The following is a 16,485-nucleotide window of genomic DNA, read 5'->3' on the forward strand; positions in this document are numbered from 1 at the left end:
TATGTAGTTACCTTTATCAATCGGTAACGAATTAGTAACCTAACCTTGTGTTTTCAAGCCCAAAACCTATCAGACACCGAGTTCCAAACTAAGACTACTGTTTTATAAAGCATTGTATAGCAACGGGTTTAATCGTTTTGCTTATTTTTGCTTTTTACTAATCTTTTTTAAAAAAAAGAACAATCAAACCAGGAATAACCAAAACACCTAGTATTGTACCAATCACCATTCCACCAACAGAAGCTGTACCAATGGTTCGGTTACCAATTGCACCAGCACCAGAGGCTAACATTAGGGGGATTAATCCTGCAGCGAAAGCGAAGGAGGTCATCAAAATCGGGCGAAGTCGAGCGACTGCACCTTCAATAGAAGCCTGTAAAACATCCATACCCTGCTTTCTTTTTAAATTAGCATACTCTACAATTAGAATGGCATTTTTACCTAATAAGCCGATGAGCATTACCAAAGCCACCTGCGCATAGATATTATTCTCCAGACCAAATAATTTAAGGAAGATAAATGCACCAAATATTCCTGCAGGTAAACAGAGTATCACCGGTAATGGCAGCAAGAAGCTTTCATATTGAGCTGCTAATAGTAAGTAAACGAATAATAAACAAAGCAAGAAAATATAGGCTGCTTGGTTACCGGAAATCTTTTGTTCCCGGGTCATACCAGACCATTCGATATCGTATCCTTGTGGTAAATCCTTGGCAAGACGTTCAACCGCATCGATAGCTTGTCCAGAACTGAAGCCAGGAGCTGCTTGGCCGGTAACCATTGCTGAGGTAAACATATTATATCGTGTAATTTGTTCAGGTCCATATACTCTTTTCATCGTCATAAAAGAAGAGTAAGGCACCATTTCACCATCAGCAGTCTTCACATGCAATCGAAGGACATCTTCAGGACGCTGTCTAGAGAAAGCATCGGATTGAACCATTACCTTATACATTTGTCCATAGCGAATAAAGTTGGTGGCATATAAACTACCCAATAAGGTCTGCAGGGTATTCATGGAATTCTCTACCGATATTCCTTTCTTGGCTGCTAGGTCATAATCAATCTCCAACATATATTGTGGGAAGTTCACATCAAAAGAACTGCTCGCGCTTTCGATCACCTCATCTTCTTGTAGTTTAGTCAAGAAATTTTTGACCACCTCATTGGTTTTTGCCAAATCTTCATTTCCACTACGATCTAATAAGCGGAGTTCAAAACCAGAAGAGTTACCAAAGCCCGGTACAGTTGGTGGGGGGAAGAATTCAATTTCCGCATCAGCAATGTGTGCTGTTTTTTCACGTAGGACATTCATCACATCGTCTACCGATTGGCTACGATCGTCCCAAGCTTTGAGGTTAATCATACCCATACCATAAGAGGCACCAGAAACCTCGGTTACAATACTGTATCCTGCCAGGATGGAAACCGTTTCCACGACATCCAGTTCACGGGAAATCTTATCCACCTCATTCAATACTGCTTCCGTACGGTCAACCGTCGCCCCTGGAGGAGTAGTTACCGCCACATAGATCATCCCCTGATCTTCTGTAGGTATAAAGCCCGATGGCAAGATGGCTGCAGAGCCCCAGGTAATAAGGAACATACCAGCTAAAGCAGCTAGTGTAATTACCCTTCTTCCGGCAATACGGCCTAATGTATTTTTATAACCACCACTAATGCGATTATATGCACGATTAAAACCATTGAAGAAACGATCCAAAGGACCATTACCCGGTTTCTTATCGTGTGGTGATTTCAAGATAATGGCACATAAAGCAGGCGTAAGCGTTAAAGCGTTGATACCAGAAATAACGATTGCAGCAGCCAATGTTAAGGAGAACTGTCTGTAGAAGATACCAACCGGTCCAGAGAGGAAAGCTACGGGAATAAATACTGCAGACATGACCAAAGTAATAGCAATTACTGCAGAACCCACTTCTTTCATAGCGGCTAATGTAGCTTCCATTGGTTGTAAATGTTCCTCTTCCATTTTGGCATAGACAGCCTCGACGACGACAATACCATTATCGACGACAATTCCGATAGCCAGTACCAAAGCGAATAAGGTCAACAAGTTGATGGAGAAGCCCATCATTTGCATAAAAAACAAGGAACCAATTAGACAGACCGGAACAGCCAAAATAGGAATAATGGTTGCCCTAAAGTCTTGTAAGAAAATAAAGACGACTAAGAATACCAAGATAAAGGCTTCCAATAGCGTGATCAATACAGAAGAAATGGAGGCATTTAAGAAACGGGATACGTCATAACCCATGGTATAAGTCATACCAGATGGGAAACTGGAACCCTTTAATTCTTCCATTCTATCTTTCACGCGTTGGATGACCTCTTGTGCATTCGATCCAGGTAATTGTTTAATCATGATGGATGCGGATGGACGACCATCCGTCTTGGATACCATTTCATAATCTAAGGATCCGAACTCTACCTCAGCAATATCACGAACACGAATAATTGAACCATCTACATTAGCGCGGATTGGGATATTTTCATATTCACTTATTTCGGTGAATTTCCCAGGGTACCGCAATACATACTGTTGCATATTGACGGTTTTATCCGAACTGATCCCTGTTTGACCAGGAGCAGCTTCAATATTTTGTCGACGTAATGCTTCAACGAGTTCTTCGGTCGAGATGGAATAAGCGGAAAGACGATCAGGTTTCACCCAGATTCGCATGGCATAATCCTTCATACCCATGATTTGCGCAAAGCCCACACCTTCGATACGCTTCAACTCCTTCAAGACATTGATATCCGTGAAGTTGTAAATGAAACGTTCATCGGCGGTTTCATCATCGGTATAGAGGTTTAAGTACATTAACATACTATTTACCTCTTTTTCTGTGGTTACACCGGCTTTGATTACCTCTTCGGGTAACTCATCCAGTACGGTTGTGACCCTATTCTGGACGTTTACCGCAGCGATATCGGGGTCTGTCCCCACCTTAAAGAAGACTTGAATAAGGGTATTACCATTATTGGTCGACACGGAATTCATGTAAGTCATGCCGGCCACCCCATTGATTGCCCTTTCTAATGGGATAGCGACAGCATTTGTACTTACCTCTGCATTTGCCCCCGTGTAGTTTGCCGTCACTACCACAGATGGCGGTACAATGTCAGGGAACTGCGTAATAGGTAAGGTAAAGAGGGCGAGTAGCCCTAATAAGGTAATAAAGATGGAGATGACCAATGACAACACTGGTCTCTTAATAAAATTTTCAAACATCTATCCAATCCTCCACTTAATTATTAACCAATTTTGGTTTAATAACCATTCCATCTCTTAAAGCTTGCACACCTTCATAAACTACTTTGTTGTTTTCAGCAAGGCCATTTTCAACGACATAATAATGCCCAAGTCGTTGTCCTTGTTGGAAAGGAGTCATTTTAACGGTATCACCTTTTAAGGTGTACACATATGCTTTATCTTGAATTTCAAAAACGGATTTTTGATGAACGAGCAGCAAGTTCCCTGTTTGTACCGGAACAGCAATTCTACCCGTGGCGCCATGTTTTAATAGACCTTCAGGATTGGCAAATTTTCCTCTTAAGGAAATAGAACCAGTGCTGGATTTGAATTGACTTTCCACGATTTCAGCCATTCCCTTGTGTGGGTAAAGCTGTCCATTGGCCAAGATGAGTTGGACTTCTTGTTTAAAGTTATTTCTATTGAAATTGGGATCAGAAGCTAAGTCTAAGTATTCTGATTCTGAAATATCGAAATAGACATTGACATTTTGTTGGTCGGAGATACTGGTAATTAAGGCCCCTTCATCAAGCAGGGATCCCTCTTTAAGAAGAATTCTGTCGATACGTCCATCAAATGGAGCTCGAATTTGTGTATGGGCCAATTTGGTTTTTGATTGGTTGCTCATGGCTTCCGCTTCTTTCACTTTTGCCTGAGCAGCCCTTAGTTGAACTTTTAGCAGTTCAAATTCGGACTTACTAATGATATTCTTTTCTACTAGTTTTTTCGTACGCTCCATTTCAAGCTCTACTTTTTTGACTTCCGTCATTGCTGAGTTCACAGCAGCTTGAGCTTGCGCATAATCTGCTTTATATTCATCATCTGTCAATGAAAAGAGGACTTGGCCTTTTCTTACATAGGCACCTTCATCGACATAAATTTTATTTAAGAATCCAGTTAATCGAGATCTCAACTCTACATTTCTCTGGGATTGGATATCGGCGATGTATTCTTTATATACGACGGTATCCTTTTGGGTTAACTGGGTTACGGGGTACACTTTAGGACCCGTATTTTGGGTTTGTTCGTTAGAATTTGCTGTACAAGCAGCAAAAAAGAGGGCGCTTCCAAACAATGGGAGCATCATTCGTTGGTTCTTCATAAAAATATATATTCTGGGAAAAATAAAATACAAGGGCAAGCAGCATTGACTGAAGTGCATCAGCACAAACAGCCTTACTTACCTAGACAATAGGAAAAACAAGAAATTGACTAGAATGGTCTGTATCGATACAGAAAATTATAATATCCGGGTAGACATTGTGTTTTAGAGAAATAAAAAGGGTGATCTAAGCTATTTAGCAGCTTAATTACTCTGGAGAACAACCAGGCAAAGATCATAATCGCAGGGAGAATTCCTAGGAAAAATCCCATCGTTCTATAATCGTCAAAAACGATAGAGGGGATATTTTTGTCGGATTCTGCGTGATTTAAGTTTAAGACTTCTTCAAGTACTACTTCGACGAAGGTTTCATTGGCAGATGCGGATGGAGTTCCGAAAATGCCACAGGTATTCACTTCATAACAGAGCATGTTAAGATAGCCGAAAAGAGCTAAGAAGTGGAATAGTCTAAACATCTGCTGCAAAGATAAGCAGGCAATCTTTGCTTTACGACAGGATAGTGTAAAAAAACTGTGATTTTATATAGCTGAGGGCTATTTTTTTGTGGATTAATAAAAAAAGAAACAGCGAGAAAACTACTTTTAGTATCTCGCCATTTCCTAATTGTATTTTAAGAAAATTATTTTTTACGGGCTTCTACATCAAACAGTGATGATTGTTGTATTTGATAATTATCTAGGGTAAAGAAGTAATTCAGAACAAATCCATTTTCTCCTTCTATTGGGAAGGTATATGCAGGGACTTGAATTTGGCTCATCATTTGGCTCTCTAAAAAAGCCCATTCCGTTTTACTTCCGTGCTTAAGGAATTTAAAGGTGGAATTCTGCAATTTATTGAAAGAAATAAAATCATTTTCAGGAAGGTAATCAATATGCACCCATTGTTCGGCATAAACCTTCTCCGCTAATATTTTCCAAGATTCTTCTTTTGATGTAGGATTAACAAATACCATATAGATATCGAATGGGTCCTTAGTTTTGACATTGTGTAAAAAGAATCCAATTTTATTAAAATTAGGTTTTGCGCTTTGCGGAGGGATAGACATTTGTTTTCCATCAATTTGAATGTAATTAAAGGATGTTGAAATGTTATTATTGTTAATTTCAGCTTCAAATATTAATCGATCGGTATCCACTTCTCTAATACTTAGTTTTTTTGGAGGATTCTTGGATTCATATGGAAATACAACACTAAAATTAATATTGGTTTTGGGTTTCAACAAATAGTTTCCATTTGCTACATTTTTGTCGAATTTAATTTCATCAACATTCACATACCATAGGTTGGAACTTCCATTGTACCCATTAATGGCAATATTGATGGCCTTTTTGTCCATCAACTCTTGTTTATCACAAGATAAAAGCATGTTGATGGAGATGAGAAGGCAAAAATAATATAGAAAAAAATTTATGATGCGATTCATACTGTCGGAATTAAAGTTCAAGATTTTTATTGAAGGAAATATTCTCTCCGGTTGGTTTTTCAGAGAATATGTAAAGTTTCGATGAGACTACGTTAATTGAAGGAACTGGAATGGTAGTCGCAGGGGGCCAATTGAATCCATTCTCTTTAGTATAAAATTCCGAGGTTCCAGCGTGGTACAGATAAGCTTTAAGTTGAACGATTTGTCTAATTCCATTGTACACTTCAAAATTACCTAAAGTATCCAGAGTTATGTCCTCACTTAATTCATAAGGTTTTAAATTGGAATAACGTTTTAATTCAACGAATTTTTTTGATGTAAAATAAAATTTTCCAAAAACGATATCAAGAGGCTTATTTGTATTCGTTAATAATGGTCTAAATAAGTATTTCAACTTAATTTTTCCCGGTGTAATATCTGATTTCTGAGGAATATCCTGAAACTTTCCATCTAAATAAAAGAAGTTGTAGGTAATTTTAGGTTCTTTATTAGGGATTATTTTCTCCAGGATAATTTCATTATTTTTTTGATTTAGAATAGTAAGTTTAGAAACATCGGATAGGTTATCGAATGTAAACAATCTTCGGACAGCAAACTTAGCATTAGGGTCTATGTTACCTAAGGTTGTTGTATCAAATTTTACGGTCAAATTATCATTTGAGACATTATAACCATTCAATATTACAGGAGTTAAATTATTATCATAAAGCAATTCGCCATCATCAGATTTACAGGAGAGAAAGTAAAAAGATAGAATTGATGCAATTAGTAGTAAAAAGACTGGAGAAATTGTATTTAATATTTTCATGACAGTGGCATTAAAAGTTATAGTTCAATGAAATGCTAAAAGAAGATCCAACTCTTCTAACATAGGTATCAAGGTCCCCGATAAGGCTTCTAGTTTTACCATCTTCTGAAAGCTGATAATATCCTTTGTCGTATTTTTGAGAAAATCCATATTTCCATTCATAAATATCTCCCCAAGAGTTTGTTTGATCATAAATTTCACTTATAGAATAACCGAACCATTTATCCTGAATTTTATAAGTTTCATTTTTATTGATGTAGAATCTATATGGAGCATTGGTTAGATTGGAGACATTAAATCGTACTTTCATTTTCTTGTCTTTGAGAAGATTATAGCTGATCTGGGCATCTAATTGTCCTCTTGGTCTTTCTAATTCCACAATTTCGGGAACTAAACCCGTAGCAAATGTTTTATAGCCCATATAATTATAGGCGAGATTTATACCGAGTCTATCCCCATCATATTGAAGTCCAAGATTTAGGGTTACAGGTACCTGGCCATATAAAGGTCTTTTTTCAGTCAATAATTGTTTGGTTCTATAGGCATATTCATTTCCATCTTTATCTACTCCATGCCCCATTGATTTACTTGCATAATTAGCACCTTGCACTTCTGATTTCTGTAGTGTTAAATTTCCATTAAAATATAGATTATCAAGGAAGAGCCAATTAGGATTTAGAAAGGTGAAGTTTTTCCTAATATCGAGTTCAAGACCTTTTATTTTAGCCCATTCGGAATTCATGGTTTGGACATATGTACGCATACTTGAATCAAACTGCGTATTATAAAGTTCAACAGGTTTATCAAAATATTTATAGAACAATCCAAAAGAAATAACTTCACCTGGATTAGGGTACCATTCAGTTCTAAAGTCTAAATGGTCAATCACTGTTGTCAACACACCTTCATTTTTTCTATAGGCACCAATAGAGGGGTCATAGCGAATCATTTGGGAGTTCTCGATTAAGGCGGGTCTAATTGCAGTCTTAGCATATGCAAATCTAAAGTTCACCTTGTCAACTGCAGTAATGGTTAAATTTGCTGATGGCAAGACTCTCCATGTTTTTTCTTCAGAAGTTGCATCCGCAGTAGCGGTTACCATTTGACCTGTTATAGGATCTACATATTTTTTCTTTTCACCATCAAGAATCTGATGACTTATTAACAAGTCATTACTTGAATTTAGGATTCTTTTATAATTATAGTATTCTGATCTTAAGCCCCATACCAGTCTTGCCCACTTGGTTATTTTATTATCTAACATGGCATAATAGCCAATATTTGTATTTTTTCCTTCATAGCCATTTTTAGAAAATGCGGCAGGGTAATACATCAAGTCAAATTTTCGGTCTTCAAATTCCAGGAGTGAAGACCATTTTTGAACTGGCAATTGACCTAATCCACCTAAGGTTCCACTTACCGTTCCTATTGGAAGTACTGTCCAAAAATAAGTTCCATGGCGATCTAAATATTGAAATCCGACTTTTGTTTTTTGAATCAGTCCTAAGGCATTGAATTGGTAGCTGAGGGATGATTCTAGCATTTGATTCTTTTCTTCGTATCGATATTTTGATCTTCCAAAGTTATCTCCACCACCAGGATTTGTTAATGCCTCAGGAACTACCGAATAAAGTGTATCATTTCCAATTTGATAAGGGAGATTTAAAACATCAATAGCATCAAGCTCTAGATTTACGATATTATTTCGAGTAACATTCCATTCCCAAGTGAAACTTCCGAGTTGATGTTCACCGTTCAATCTATTCTGAATCAAATCAATATATTTAGGGCGATCAAATTCTTTAATGTGTGGACCAAGATCGGTTGAATTACCTTCTCGATTTTCAAAAGCAACCAGACTAGAAAATTGATTACTGAAGACGCGAGAATAAAAATTACGGCTTTCAATTTTATGGTTTTTAGATTGCCAGCCCAGATTTACTAATAATCCCCAATTAACTTGGAAATTATATTGGTTCAAACTGTTCGTTTTATTCGACTCACCGGTAACAGTATTGATTGTTTTATTGCCCAATTTTTGCCATTCTCCACGGTTATAATCGGAGATATTATCAATCTGCTGTTCATTTCTGTAGGTTAAAGAACTCGCAAAACCAAATTTACTGTTGTTAAAGTCATAGGTTCTGCCAAGGCTAAATTGGAGATTACCACCGGGCAAGGTATTATACCGACGAGTTCCCATTCGTTCAAATCCACCAATCTTCCTATTATTTTCCCTTATCATTTCCTCTGTAATTTTGGTTACACCGGGTAAGGGGATAAAATTGGGATCATTAGGTTGGAAATTACTATTGTCAAAAATGAGGATATCATCTGGAAAATGATTTCTTTTCCCATCATCAAAAGCTAGGAAATCAAATTTTCCACGACCGAAACCCAAGAATTCTTTATTGGTACTTCCATTAACATATTTTCCACCTAAGCTCAGGTTGGTAAAATTCTGCTGTGGTATAGCCATGGTATTAATTTGCACTAAACCACCTCCAAAACCAAAGCTTAAATCTGTGGTAGATGTTTTACTGACGATAACATTATCAATTAGATTACTGGGAATAATATCAAATTCAAAATCCCTTACCTGAACATCAGTAGATGGTAAAGTTGCACCATCCATCATCGCCAAATTATAGCGTTCGGCGATTCCACGTACCACCACTCTTTTATTATCATTCGTACTGATACCTGAAATTCTTTTTAATGCTTCACCAATATTTTTATCAGGGAGGTTAGCAATTTGTTCAGCACTTAATCCATTTGATATACCAGCTTCATTTTTTTGCCTTAGGTAATGTCCTTCGACACTGGCTTTACGAATGTTTGCTACGACTTTAATTTCTTCTAAGCCTTCTTTTGCTTCGACTAAGTATACATCTAAGTTGCTGGATAATCCTGCCTTAATCAGGATATTTTGATATCTTCTTTTCTGATATGCCAAGAAAGAGGCCTCTAAAGTATATTTGCCAGGCAGTAAACTAAATGAATATTGCCCTTGCTCATCTGATTTAGATACTTGATTTGTTTCTACTATCCTTAGAGTTGCACCAATCATTGGATCCATTTGATCATTAAACACCTTTCCTCTAAGCTGTCCATTTTGCTGCTTAACCTGATTCTTTTTAGGTTCTTCAAGCTTCTTTGTAGAAACAGCAATTTTTGAATGAGGAAGTAAAGTAAACTCAAGTGGATATTCACGAGAGAGGGCTTGAAGAACTGAGCCAAGAGGTTTATTATTAAAATTTACATTTTTAAATTCCAGTTGTTTAATTTGATTACGATCATAAATAAAGTGATATTTCACTTGCTTAGAAACATCCTCTAGTAAAGATGTAACGGCTACTTTCTGATATCTTAAAGAAACGGGGTCTTTAATATCACTGATTTTTGCTTGACTTTGAAATGGAAAAAAAAGCAAAATTAGAAATTGACAAATTGTTGCCATTCTTAGAATTTGGTTAATGGAATTCATTGTTTTTCCGTATTTTCGGAATTGATAAGTTAATATTGATCTGATTAATATTTATTGTCAAACATGCTGCTAGCCTAGCTAGTGCATAACGGAGTATCACCCGGCACGGTGATACTTCCTTTTTATTTAAAATCTATTTCTTTATCATTTTATAGGATTTTTCAGTTGTCTTAATGAACCGATAAGGGTGTATGATGCTAATTGCGTCTAAAATTTGCTTCGTATTCATTCCATCAAAGTTTCCAGATATTTCCATATTTACCAAGTCAATACCTTCCGTATCGATGATTATCTGTTGGAGAAATTCAAGTCGGTTGAGGACCAGCTCCAAGCTAGATTGGGAAAAAGTCATGCTTTCTGCATTTGTAGGATTACCTTCTATATTAAATTCACCTAAGTGTACTCTATTCAATTTTGCATTCCACTCGTAGAATTGTCCTGGTTTTAAAATCGTTTCTGTTTTTTTGAATGAATTTTCAATTTGGACTGCTCCCTCATAAAGATTTATTTTTTCATATTTTTTAGCTTTATAATGTTCAATGGTAAATTTTGTTCCCAATACTTTCGTATTCATATCTGATAAATGGACTATGAATGGTTTATCTTGATTCTTAGCCACCTCAAAATATGCTTTGCCATTATCTATAAAGACTTCACGGTACTTTCCACTAAATGTTTTGGGATATCGAATTTGAGTTCCCGGAGTTAAGGTCACGATAGAACCATCTATTAAATTTATTACAGCCCTTTTTTGCATAGGTGATTCATAAGAAATCCACTCTAATGACAGGGAATTATTACGTTGATGCTGATAATAGGAATAAATAATAGTTGCCAAAGAGATAAAGACGAAGAGTAGAGCTGCTATTTTCATCCATAAATTATTGGAGAGTCTGGCCATAAAGGTTTTCTTGGGAACTATTTGACTATAGGTGGATTCCATTTCATCAAACAGAGGGAAGTTTTCATCATAATATCCATCTGCAACTTGCTCAATATATTTTGACAATTCCGTTTCAGAAAGCTTTAGCTGAAGGTATTTCAGGTGATCCTGTTTATGTTCATTTGGATTCATACCTATATATTAGGTTGAGACCTTAAAAACGGGTAGTGAAAAATGAAAAAAAATAATTAATTTTTGAAAGGAGGTAAAAGAGATATTAATAGGGCTATTTGGAAATAATTCAAACCAGTAATTTTACTTTTGATGAGTTTATCAGCAATTTTTAAGTGATACTTTACAGTATCTTTACTTATTTTCAATTCTTCTGCTGCCTCATCATAGGAATATTCCTTAATACGAACGAGTTGATAAACCTTTCGTCCATTTTCAGGTAAATTAACAAGTATGTTTTGAATAGTTGCTAGATCAATTTGTGATAGGATTTGTGTTTCTAAATTAACATTCTCTTGATGTGCTTGATATCTTTTGATCAAACTATCTTTTAATTTCTTATTGTTTTCAATTTTTCGAAACCAATCAATCACCGTGTATTTAGCAATACCTAAAAGGTAACTTTTTACCCCTAACTCAGGATTAATCCTTTCAGAGGCTTCAAATAATTTTAGAAATATATCTTGCGATAATTCTTTGGAGGTCTCCATACAACGAGTAAATCTAAAACAATACCTTAAAATGCTTTCTGAGTATTCGAAATAGGTGGCATTGAAATTAAAATCCTCCATATGAGTTACAAAAGAATTCCTTGAAATGGAAACGCTTATTTTTTTTATACAAACCAACTAATCTATTATTAGCTTATTGTTAATAAAAAATAAAAAATAAGTGAATATTTCTAGTCCTTACCTTTGATAAATAAAAGAAGGAAATGGTAGTTAAAACTGTGATTTTATATAGCTGAGGGCTATTTTTTTGTGGATTCTTTAGTCTTCTCCTGGGGTTCATCATCGAAGAGGATACGAACAGAAGGCGTATAGGTATCCTCATGTTGTCCATTTTTGCTAGCCCAGAAAAAAGCAGCTAAAAAGAACAAGGCGATCAACACACTACAACCGATTAAGAAAAATATGATGTTCATAGCTACAAAGTTAAATTAAATTTCTACGTTTTGCATACCAACGGGTCATAAGACTGGTGAAAGATATAATCGTGACGGTGCTGATAGGCATTAAAATAGCGGCAAAAAGAGGCGACATGGTTCCTTGCACAGCAAAGCTCAATCCGATAGCATTATACATAAGGGAAATCATGAAACTCATTTTAATAACCTTCACTGCATCTTTACTAAAGCTAAAGAATTTCGGCAATTTGTCGAAGGCATCACCATCAAGAATAGCATCACATCCTGGAGAGAAATTATTGATATCATCGGAAACAGCAATTCCCAAATCGGCTTTACGTAAAGCCCCAGCATCATTCAAACCATCCCCTAGCATGCAGACATGTTTTCCCTGCTCCTGCCACTGAGCAATTTTATTTAATTTATCAGAAGGCGTTTGGTTAAACAATAATTTAGACCCTTGCGGAAAAATTACTTTTAAGGCATCTGCCCGGCGTTCATTATCTCCAGAGATAAGATGTAGATCGTATGTTTTCGACTTTAAGGAGTTAATGACATCAGCTAAGCCAGGACGCCAAGATTGTTCTAAGGTAAAATAGCCTTTCACCGCATCATTGACTTTCACATAGACAACGGAACCTTCTAAATCGACCTTTGCAGTTTCCACGAAAGTTGCGGATCCAATCTTAATGGTATAATCCTGGTATTTTGCGGACTGCCCTTTACCCACTTGTTCTTGGTAATCCTCTAAAGTTAAATGCTGTGCCTCTCCAATCCATTTGATGATTTCTCTACTTAGTGGGTGGTTGGAATTTCTACACAAGGACAGCAATAGGCTTTTGTCCATGGAAGAAAGGGAACCTTCAAAATACATACTGGAAACATTTGGCGATGAAATGGTACCTGTTTTATCAAAGATAACGGTATCAATGGCAGCCATTTGTTCGATTGCTGAGGTATTTTTGATATAGAGTTTGTTTTTATCGAAAATACTAAGCGCTGCTGATAGCGTAAAAGGCGAGCTCAATGCCAATGCACAAGGACAGGCAATAATCAGAACCGCAGTAAAAGCAGACCATGCTTTATCGGCATTCCCACCTAACAACCAATAAGCACAAGCTGTAAAAGCGACTAGCAATAAACCTATGGTAAAGTATTTACTGATGTACCCAATAAAAGTGTCGAATTTCTTTTCGTAATCCTTAAAGCTATCGTTGTTCCAAAGTTTGGTCAGGTAACTTTGCGACACAGCCTTCACCACTTCCAATTCAATGGCCTCCCCCATTTGGCGACCACCTGCATACACCACTTCACCCAGCACCTTTTCTACCGGTTTACTTTCACCGGTAACAAAAGAAAAATCAACTGAAGCATGACCTTTTAATAAGATGGCATCTGCTGGAATAATTTCATTATTGCGAACCAATATCCTATCGCCAACTTTTAGATCGGCAATCTGAGTTGGCTTATCCATTTCCTCTTCCAAGACGGTAACTGCCACCGGGAAATAAGAACGGTAATCTCTTTCAAAAGAAATGTGGTAATAGGTTCGTTGCTGAACCCATTTTCCGATTAGGATAAAGAATACCAAACTACATAGTGTATCCATAAATCCTGCCCCAGTCTGACTGATGATTTCAAATGCGGAACGGAAGAATAAAACAAAGATACCAAGTGCTAAAGGCACGTCTAGATTCAATCGTTTTTGTTTCAAACTAATCCAAGCGGATTTAAAATAATCCGAAGCACTGTACAACAAGACTGGCAAACCGAATGCGAGGTTCATATAACCAAAGAAATTGGCATACTGTTTCTCAAAATCTGCCATTCCAAAGTACTCTGGAAAAGAAATCATCATGGAGTTTCCGAAGCAGAAACCTGCCACAGTGATTTTGGCAATCAGTTTATTTTGGTTAAACTTCTTACCTTCTTTGACTACGTCTTGAAGGGTTATTTTTGGATCATAACCGATATTATGCAATAAAGAGACTAATTCCCTAAGGGAAACTTCTTGTTTATTGAACGTAATACTGGCTTGTTTTTTCATAAAATCAACCTGCGAAGATTTCACGCCAGGGTTGAGTTTATAAAGGTTTTCTAGGAGCCATATACAGGAGCTACAATGAATAGCTGGCACATAGAACGTGATGATGGCAATTTCATCATCTTGGTAATCCACCAATTTGGCGACAATATTAGGCTCGTCCAAATAAGATAGATCTTCTTTTTGTTTCTTTTGAGATTTTCCAGGGAAGGTATTGTATTTATAATAACTAGCAAGGTTATTCTCATTCAAGATTTGGTAGACCGTTTGACATCCTAAGCAACAAAATTGATGCTCATCAAGGATATATGCAGAATCTTCCACCTGATCACCGCAGTGATAACAAATCGTACTAAGCTTTAAACCAGAATTCTCTGCCATTATATACCTGCGCTCTCGCTATTAAATTGCTTGACTAAATAAGTTTTCGCGTTCTTTTGTTCTTTGCAAACGAACATCAAATGCCATACAAACATTTCTTAAGAAGGATTTACCAACTTCCGTAATTTGTATTGCTTTTCCGTCATGGATAACCAAATCATCTTCCATTAGGGGGATCAATCTATCCAAAATACCTTGGTTAACTGCTGCATTTTCCTGAAGAACGACTTTTCCACGGCACATCATATCCAAGATGTATTGTCTAACCAGAATATCTTCTTCATTCAGCAGGTGACCCTTAACCACTGGAAGCTTACCTTCATTGATTAGTTTATGGTATTCTTCTACGGTTTTCACATTCTGTGCAAAGGCAGTCCAAGCATCAGAAATGGAAGAAACGCCTAATCCGATCAGTAATGGGGTATAACGGTCTGCATAACCCATAAAGTTACGGTGCAAGGTTCCATCGATAGATGCGATGTACAAGGCATCATTAGGTTTAGCGAAATGGTCCATTCCGACATCCTTGAAGCCAGCTTCTTGTATCATCTGTTTGCCAAGTTTATATAAATTTAGCTTTTCTTCTCCAACTGGCAAATCATGTTCTGTAAAACGACGTTGGCCAGGTTTGATCCAAGGCACATGAGCATAGCTGTAAAAGGAAATACGATCAGGATTTAAGATTAAAGAATGTTCAATGGTCATCCGAACCGACTCGGCAGTTTGAAGAGGAAGACCATAAATGAGATCGAAATTAATGGATTCATATCCAATATTTCGTGCATCATCCATTACTCGAGCCACATCTTCAACGGTTTGATGACGGTTGATGATAAATTGTACCTTTTCATCAAAGTCTTGAATACCCAAACTTAGGCGTTTAAAACCTAAGTCATAAAGTGTTTTTAAGTGATCGTATGTGGTATTGGCAGGGTGAGCTTCAAAGGAAAAAGAAGCATCTGCTGTCTTATCGTTTCCATCAAGTAAACCATCAATAAGTCTTTTCAGGTTCTCAGCTTGAAAGAAGGTTGGGGTTCCTCCACCGAGATGGATTTCCGCAATTTTCAAATTTTCATTTCCCAAGATGTTTTTATACATCTCCCATTCTTTTAGAAGGGATGTGATATAAGGATCTTCTACTTGGTGATTTTTGGTGATTCGAGTATTGCAGCCACAGTAAGTACATAAGCTTTCGCAATACGGTAAATGGACATAGATACTTATTCCATTGTTCTTGGACTGCTTAAAATTTTCTTCAACACGAATTTTCCAATCCTGCTCCTTAAAATTATCGTTTTCCCAAAAAGGGACAGTAGGGTATGAAGTATAACGTGGGGCTGCCACATTATATTTGTTGATCAGGGCATTAAATTTTTCAGCATCCATATTATCCGAATTTCATCTTATTATTACAATCCATTTTACATTGACACGCATCGCCAGCACAACCACCTACCATCCATTGGGTCAGGTTATGTATTGTTCTTTTTGCAATATCTTCATAAGAAGTTTCGAAGGGAACATTGGCGACGTGCATTTTTAATTCGCCTGCATAATCTAGGTCTATATGGTTTGTTGCTGCAGAGCGAGTGACGATATTTTTAACTCCAATTTTGAACAATTCGTACAACATCACTCGATCTAGAATATCTCTATCAGAAATAATAATTGCTTCTTTCCCCATCGCGTAATGAACTGTACTAAAATTCAACTCATTCGTCACCAAGGTCAGATCATGAACCTTGGCATTGGCTTTTGCCAAGGACTCCTTTTCTGGGCCTAAAATGTTATATGCAATCACTCTCATCCTTAAGTTAAATAGATAAACAATTCAAAGGTAGACTTATTGCAAGGATCAAGGAGTGAAGTGTGTCAGCATAGAAAGTGATATTAATCACCATTCTAAACTGCCTTAATGAAG

12 protein-coding genes are annotated in these 16,485 nt (G+C 36.8%); all 12 read right to left on the minus strand.

All coding sequences use genetic code 11. The features are described 5' to 3' along the window. Positions 1-157: 157 nt before the first annotated feature. On the minus strand, positions 158-3,256 hold the full coding sequence (locus ABD676_RS17070; RefSeq protein ID WP_344675880.1) for an efflux RND transporter permease subunit: 3,099 nt from the start codon (positions 3,254-3,256) through the stop codon (positions 158-160). Between the two features lie 16 nt (positions 3,257-3,272). Beyond that, positions 3,273-4,379 (minus strand): efflux RND transporter periplasmic adaptor subunit, encoded by a 1,107-nt coding sequence (locus tag ABD676_RS17075; RefSeq protein WP_344675881.1) that lies wholly within the window; start codon positions 4,377-4,379, stop codon positions 3,273-3,275. Positions 4,380-4,489: 110 nt separating this feature from the next. Then, positions 4,490-4,855: a hypothetical protein gene (locus ABD676_RS17080; RefSeq protein ID WP_344675882.1), complete on the minus strand. Its 366-nt coding sequence runs from the start codon at positions 4,853-4,855 to the stop codon at positions 4,490-4,492. Between the two features lie 164 nt (positions 4,856-5,019). Further along, positions 5,020-5,766 (minus strand): hypothetical protein, encoded by a 747-nt coding sequence (locus tag ABD676_RS17085; protein WP_344675883.1) that lies wholly within the window; start codon positions 5,764-5,766, stop codon positions 5,020-5,022. 67 nt (positions 5,767-5,833) lie between these two features. After that, complete coding sequence (locus tag ABD676_RS17090) at positions 5,834-6,631, minus strand: hypothetical protein (RefSeq protein ID WP_344675884.1); 798 nt, start codon at positions 6,629-6,631, stop codon at positions 5,834-5,836. A 10-nt stretch (positions 6,632-6,641) separates the two neighbouring features. Then, positions 6,642-10,091 (minus strand): carboxypeptidase regulatory-like domain-containing protein, encoded by a 3,450-nt coding sequence (locus ABD676_RS17095; protein ID WP_344675885.1) that lies wholly within the window; start codon positions 10,089-10,091, stop codon positions 6,642-6,644. 160 nt (positions 10,092-10,251) lie between these two features. Then, positions 10,252-11,193 (minus strand): FecR family protein, encoded by a 942-nt coding sequence (locus ABD676_RS17100; RefSeq protein ID WP_344675886.1) that lies wholly within the window; start codon positions 11,191-11,193, stop codon positions 10,252-10,254. Between the two features lie 56 nt (positions 11,194-11,249). Then, on the minus strand, positions 11,250-11,804 hold the full coding sequence (locus ABD676_RS17105; RefSeq protein ID WP_344675887.1) for an RNA polymerase sigma factor: 555 nt from the start codon (positions 11,802-11,804) through the stop codon (positions 11,250-11,252). Between the two features lie 179 nt (positions 11,805-11,983). Further along, positions 11,984-12,157 (minus strand): cbb3-type cytochrome oxidase assembly protein CcoS, encoded by a 174-nt coding sequence (gene ccoS, locus ABD676_RS17110; protein WP_344675888.1) that lies wholly within the window; start codon positions 12,155-12,157, stop codon positions 11,984-11,986. 10 nt (positions 12,158-12,167) lie between these two features. After that, positions 12,168-14,564 (minus strand): heavy metal translocating P-type ATPase, encoded by a 2,397-nt coding sequence (locus ABD676_RS17115; protein ID WP_344675889.1) that lies wholly within the window; start codon positions 14,562-14,564, stop codon positions 12,168-12,170. Between the two features lie 21 nt (positions 14,565-14,585). Then, on the minus strand, positions 14,586-15,950 hold the full coding sequence (gene hemN / locus ABD676_RS17120; RefSeq protein WP_344675890.1) for an oxygen-independent coproporphyrinogen III oxidase: 1,365 nt from the start codon (positions 15,948-15,950) through the stop codon (positions 14,586-14,588). Between the two features lies 1 nt (position 15,951). Next, positions 15,952-16,371, minus strand: coding sequence for a Rossmann-fold NAD(P)-binding domain-containing protein (locus tag ABD676_RS17125; RefSeq protein WP_344675891.1), 420 nt, complete (start codon positions 16,369-16,371; stop codon positions 15,952-15,954). Positions 16,372-16,485: the final 114 nt, after the last annotated feature.

This window comes from Sphingobacterium kyonggiense (genome assembly GCF_039536825.1).
Taxonomy (GTDB): domain Bacteria; phylum Bacteroidota; class Bacteroidia; order Sphingobacteriales; family Sphingobacteriaceae; genus Sphingobacterium; species Sphingobacterium kyonggiense.

Bases quoted from the DNA above. Each gene is read 5' to 3' on its own strand.
- ABD676_RS17115 (WP_344675889.1), bottom strand. From the start codon at position 14,564: ATGGCAGAGAATTCTGGTTTAAAGCTTAGTACGATTTGTTATCACTGC.
- ABD676_RS17100 (WP_344675886.1), bottom strand. From the start codon at position 11,193: ATGAATCCAAATGAACATAAACAGGATCACCTGAAATACCTTCAGCTA.
- ABD676_RS17085 (WP_344675883.1), bottom strand. From the start codon at position 5,766: ATGCTTTTATCTTGTGATAAACAAGAGTTGATGGACAAAAAGGCCATC.
- ABD676_RS17080 (WP_344675882.1), bottom strand. From the start codon at position 4,855: ATGTTTAGACTATTCCACTTCTTAGCTCTTTTCGGCTATCTTAACATG.
- hemN (WP_344675890.1), bottom strand. From the start codon at position 15,950: ATGGATGCTGAAAAATTTAATGCCCTGATCAACAAATATAATGTGGCA.
- ABD676_RS17105 (WP_344675887.1), bottom strand. From the start codon at position 11,804: ATGGAGGATTTTAATTTCAATGCCACCTATTTCGAATACTCAGAAAGC.
- ccoS (WP_344675888.1), bottom strand. From the start codon at position 12,157: ATGAACATCATATTTTTCTTAATCGGTTGTAGTGTGTTGATCGCCTTG.
- ABD676_RS17095 (WP_344675885.1), bottom strand. From the start codon at position 10,091: ATGGCAACAATTTGTCAATTTCTAATTTTGCTTTTTTTTCCATTTCAA.
- ABD676_RS17125 (WP_344675891.1), bottom strand. From the start codon at position 16,371: ATGAGAGTGATTGCATATAACATTTTAGGCCCAGAAAAGGAGTCCTTG.
- ABD676_RS17070 (WP_344675880.1), bottom strand. From the start codon at position 3,256: ATGTTTGAAAATTTTATTAAGAGACCAGTGTTGTCATTGGTCATCTCC.
- ABD676_RS17075 (WP_344675881.1), bottom strand. From the start codon at position 4,379: ATGAAGAACCAACGAATGATGCTCCCATTGTTTGGAAGCGCCCTCTTT.
- ABD676_RS17090 (WP_344675884.1), bottom strand. From the start codon at position 6,631: ATGAAAATATTAAATACAATTTCTCCAGTCTTTTTACTACTAATTGCA.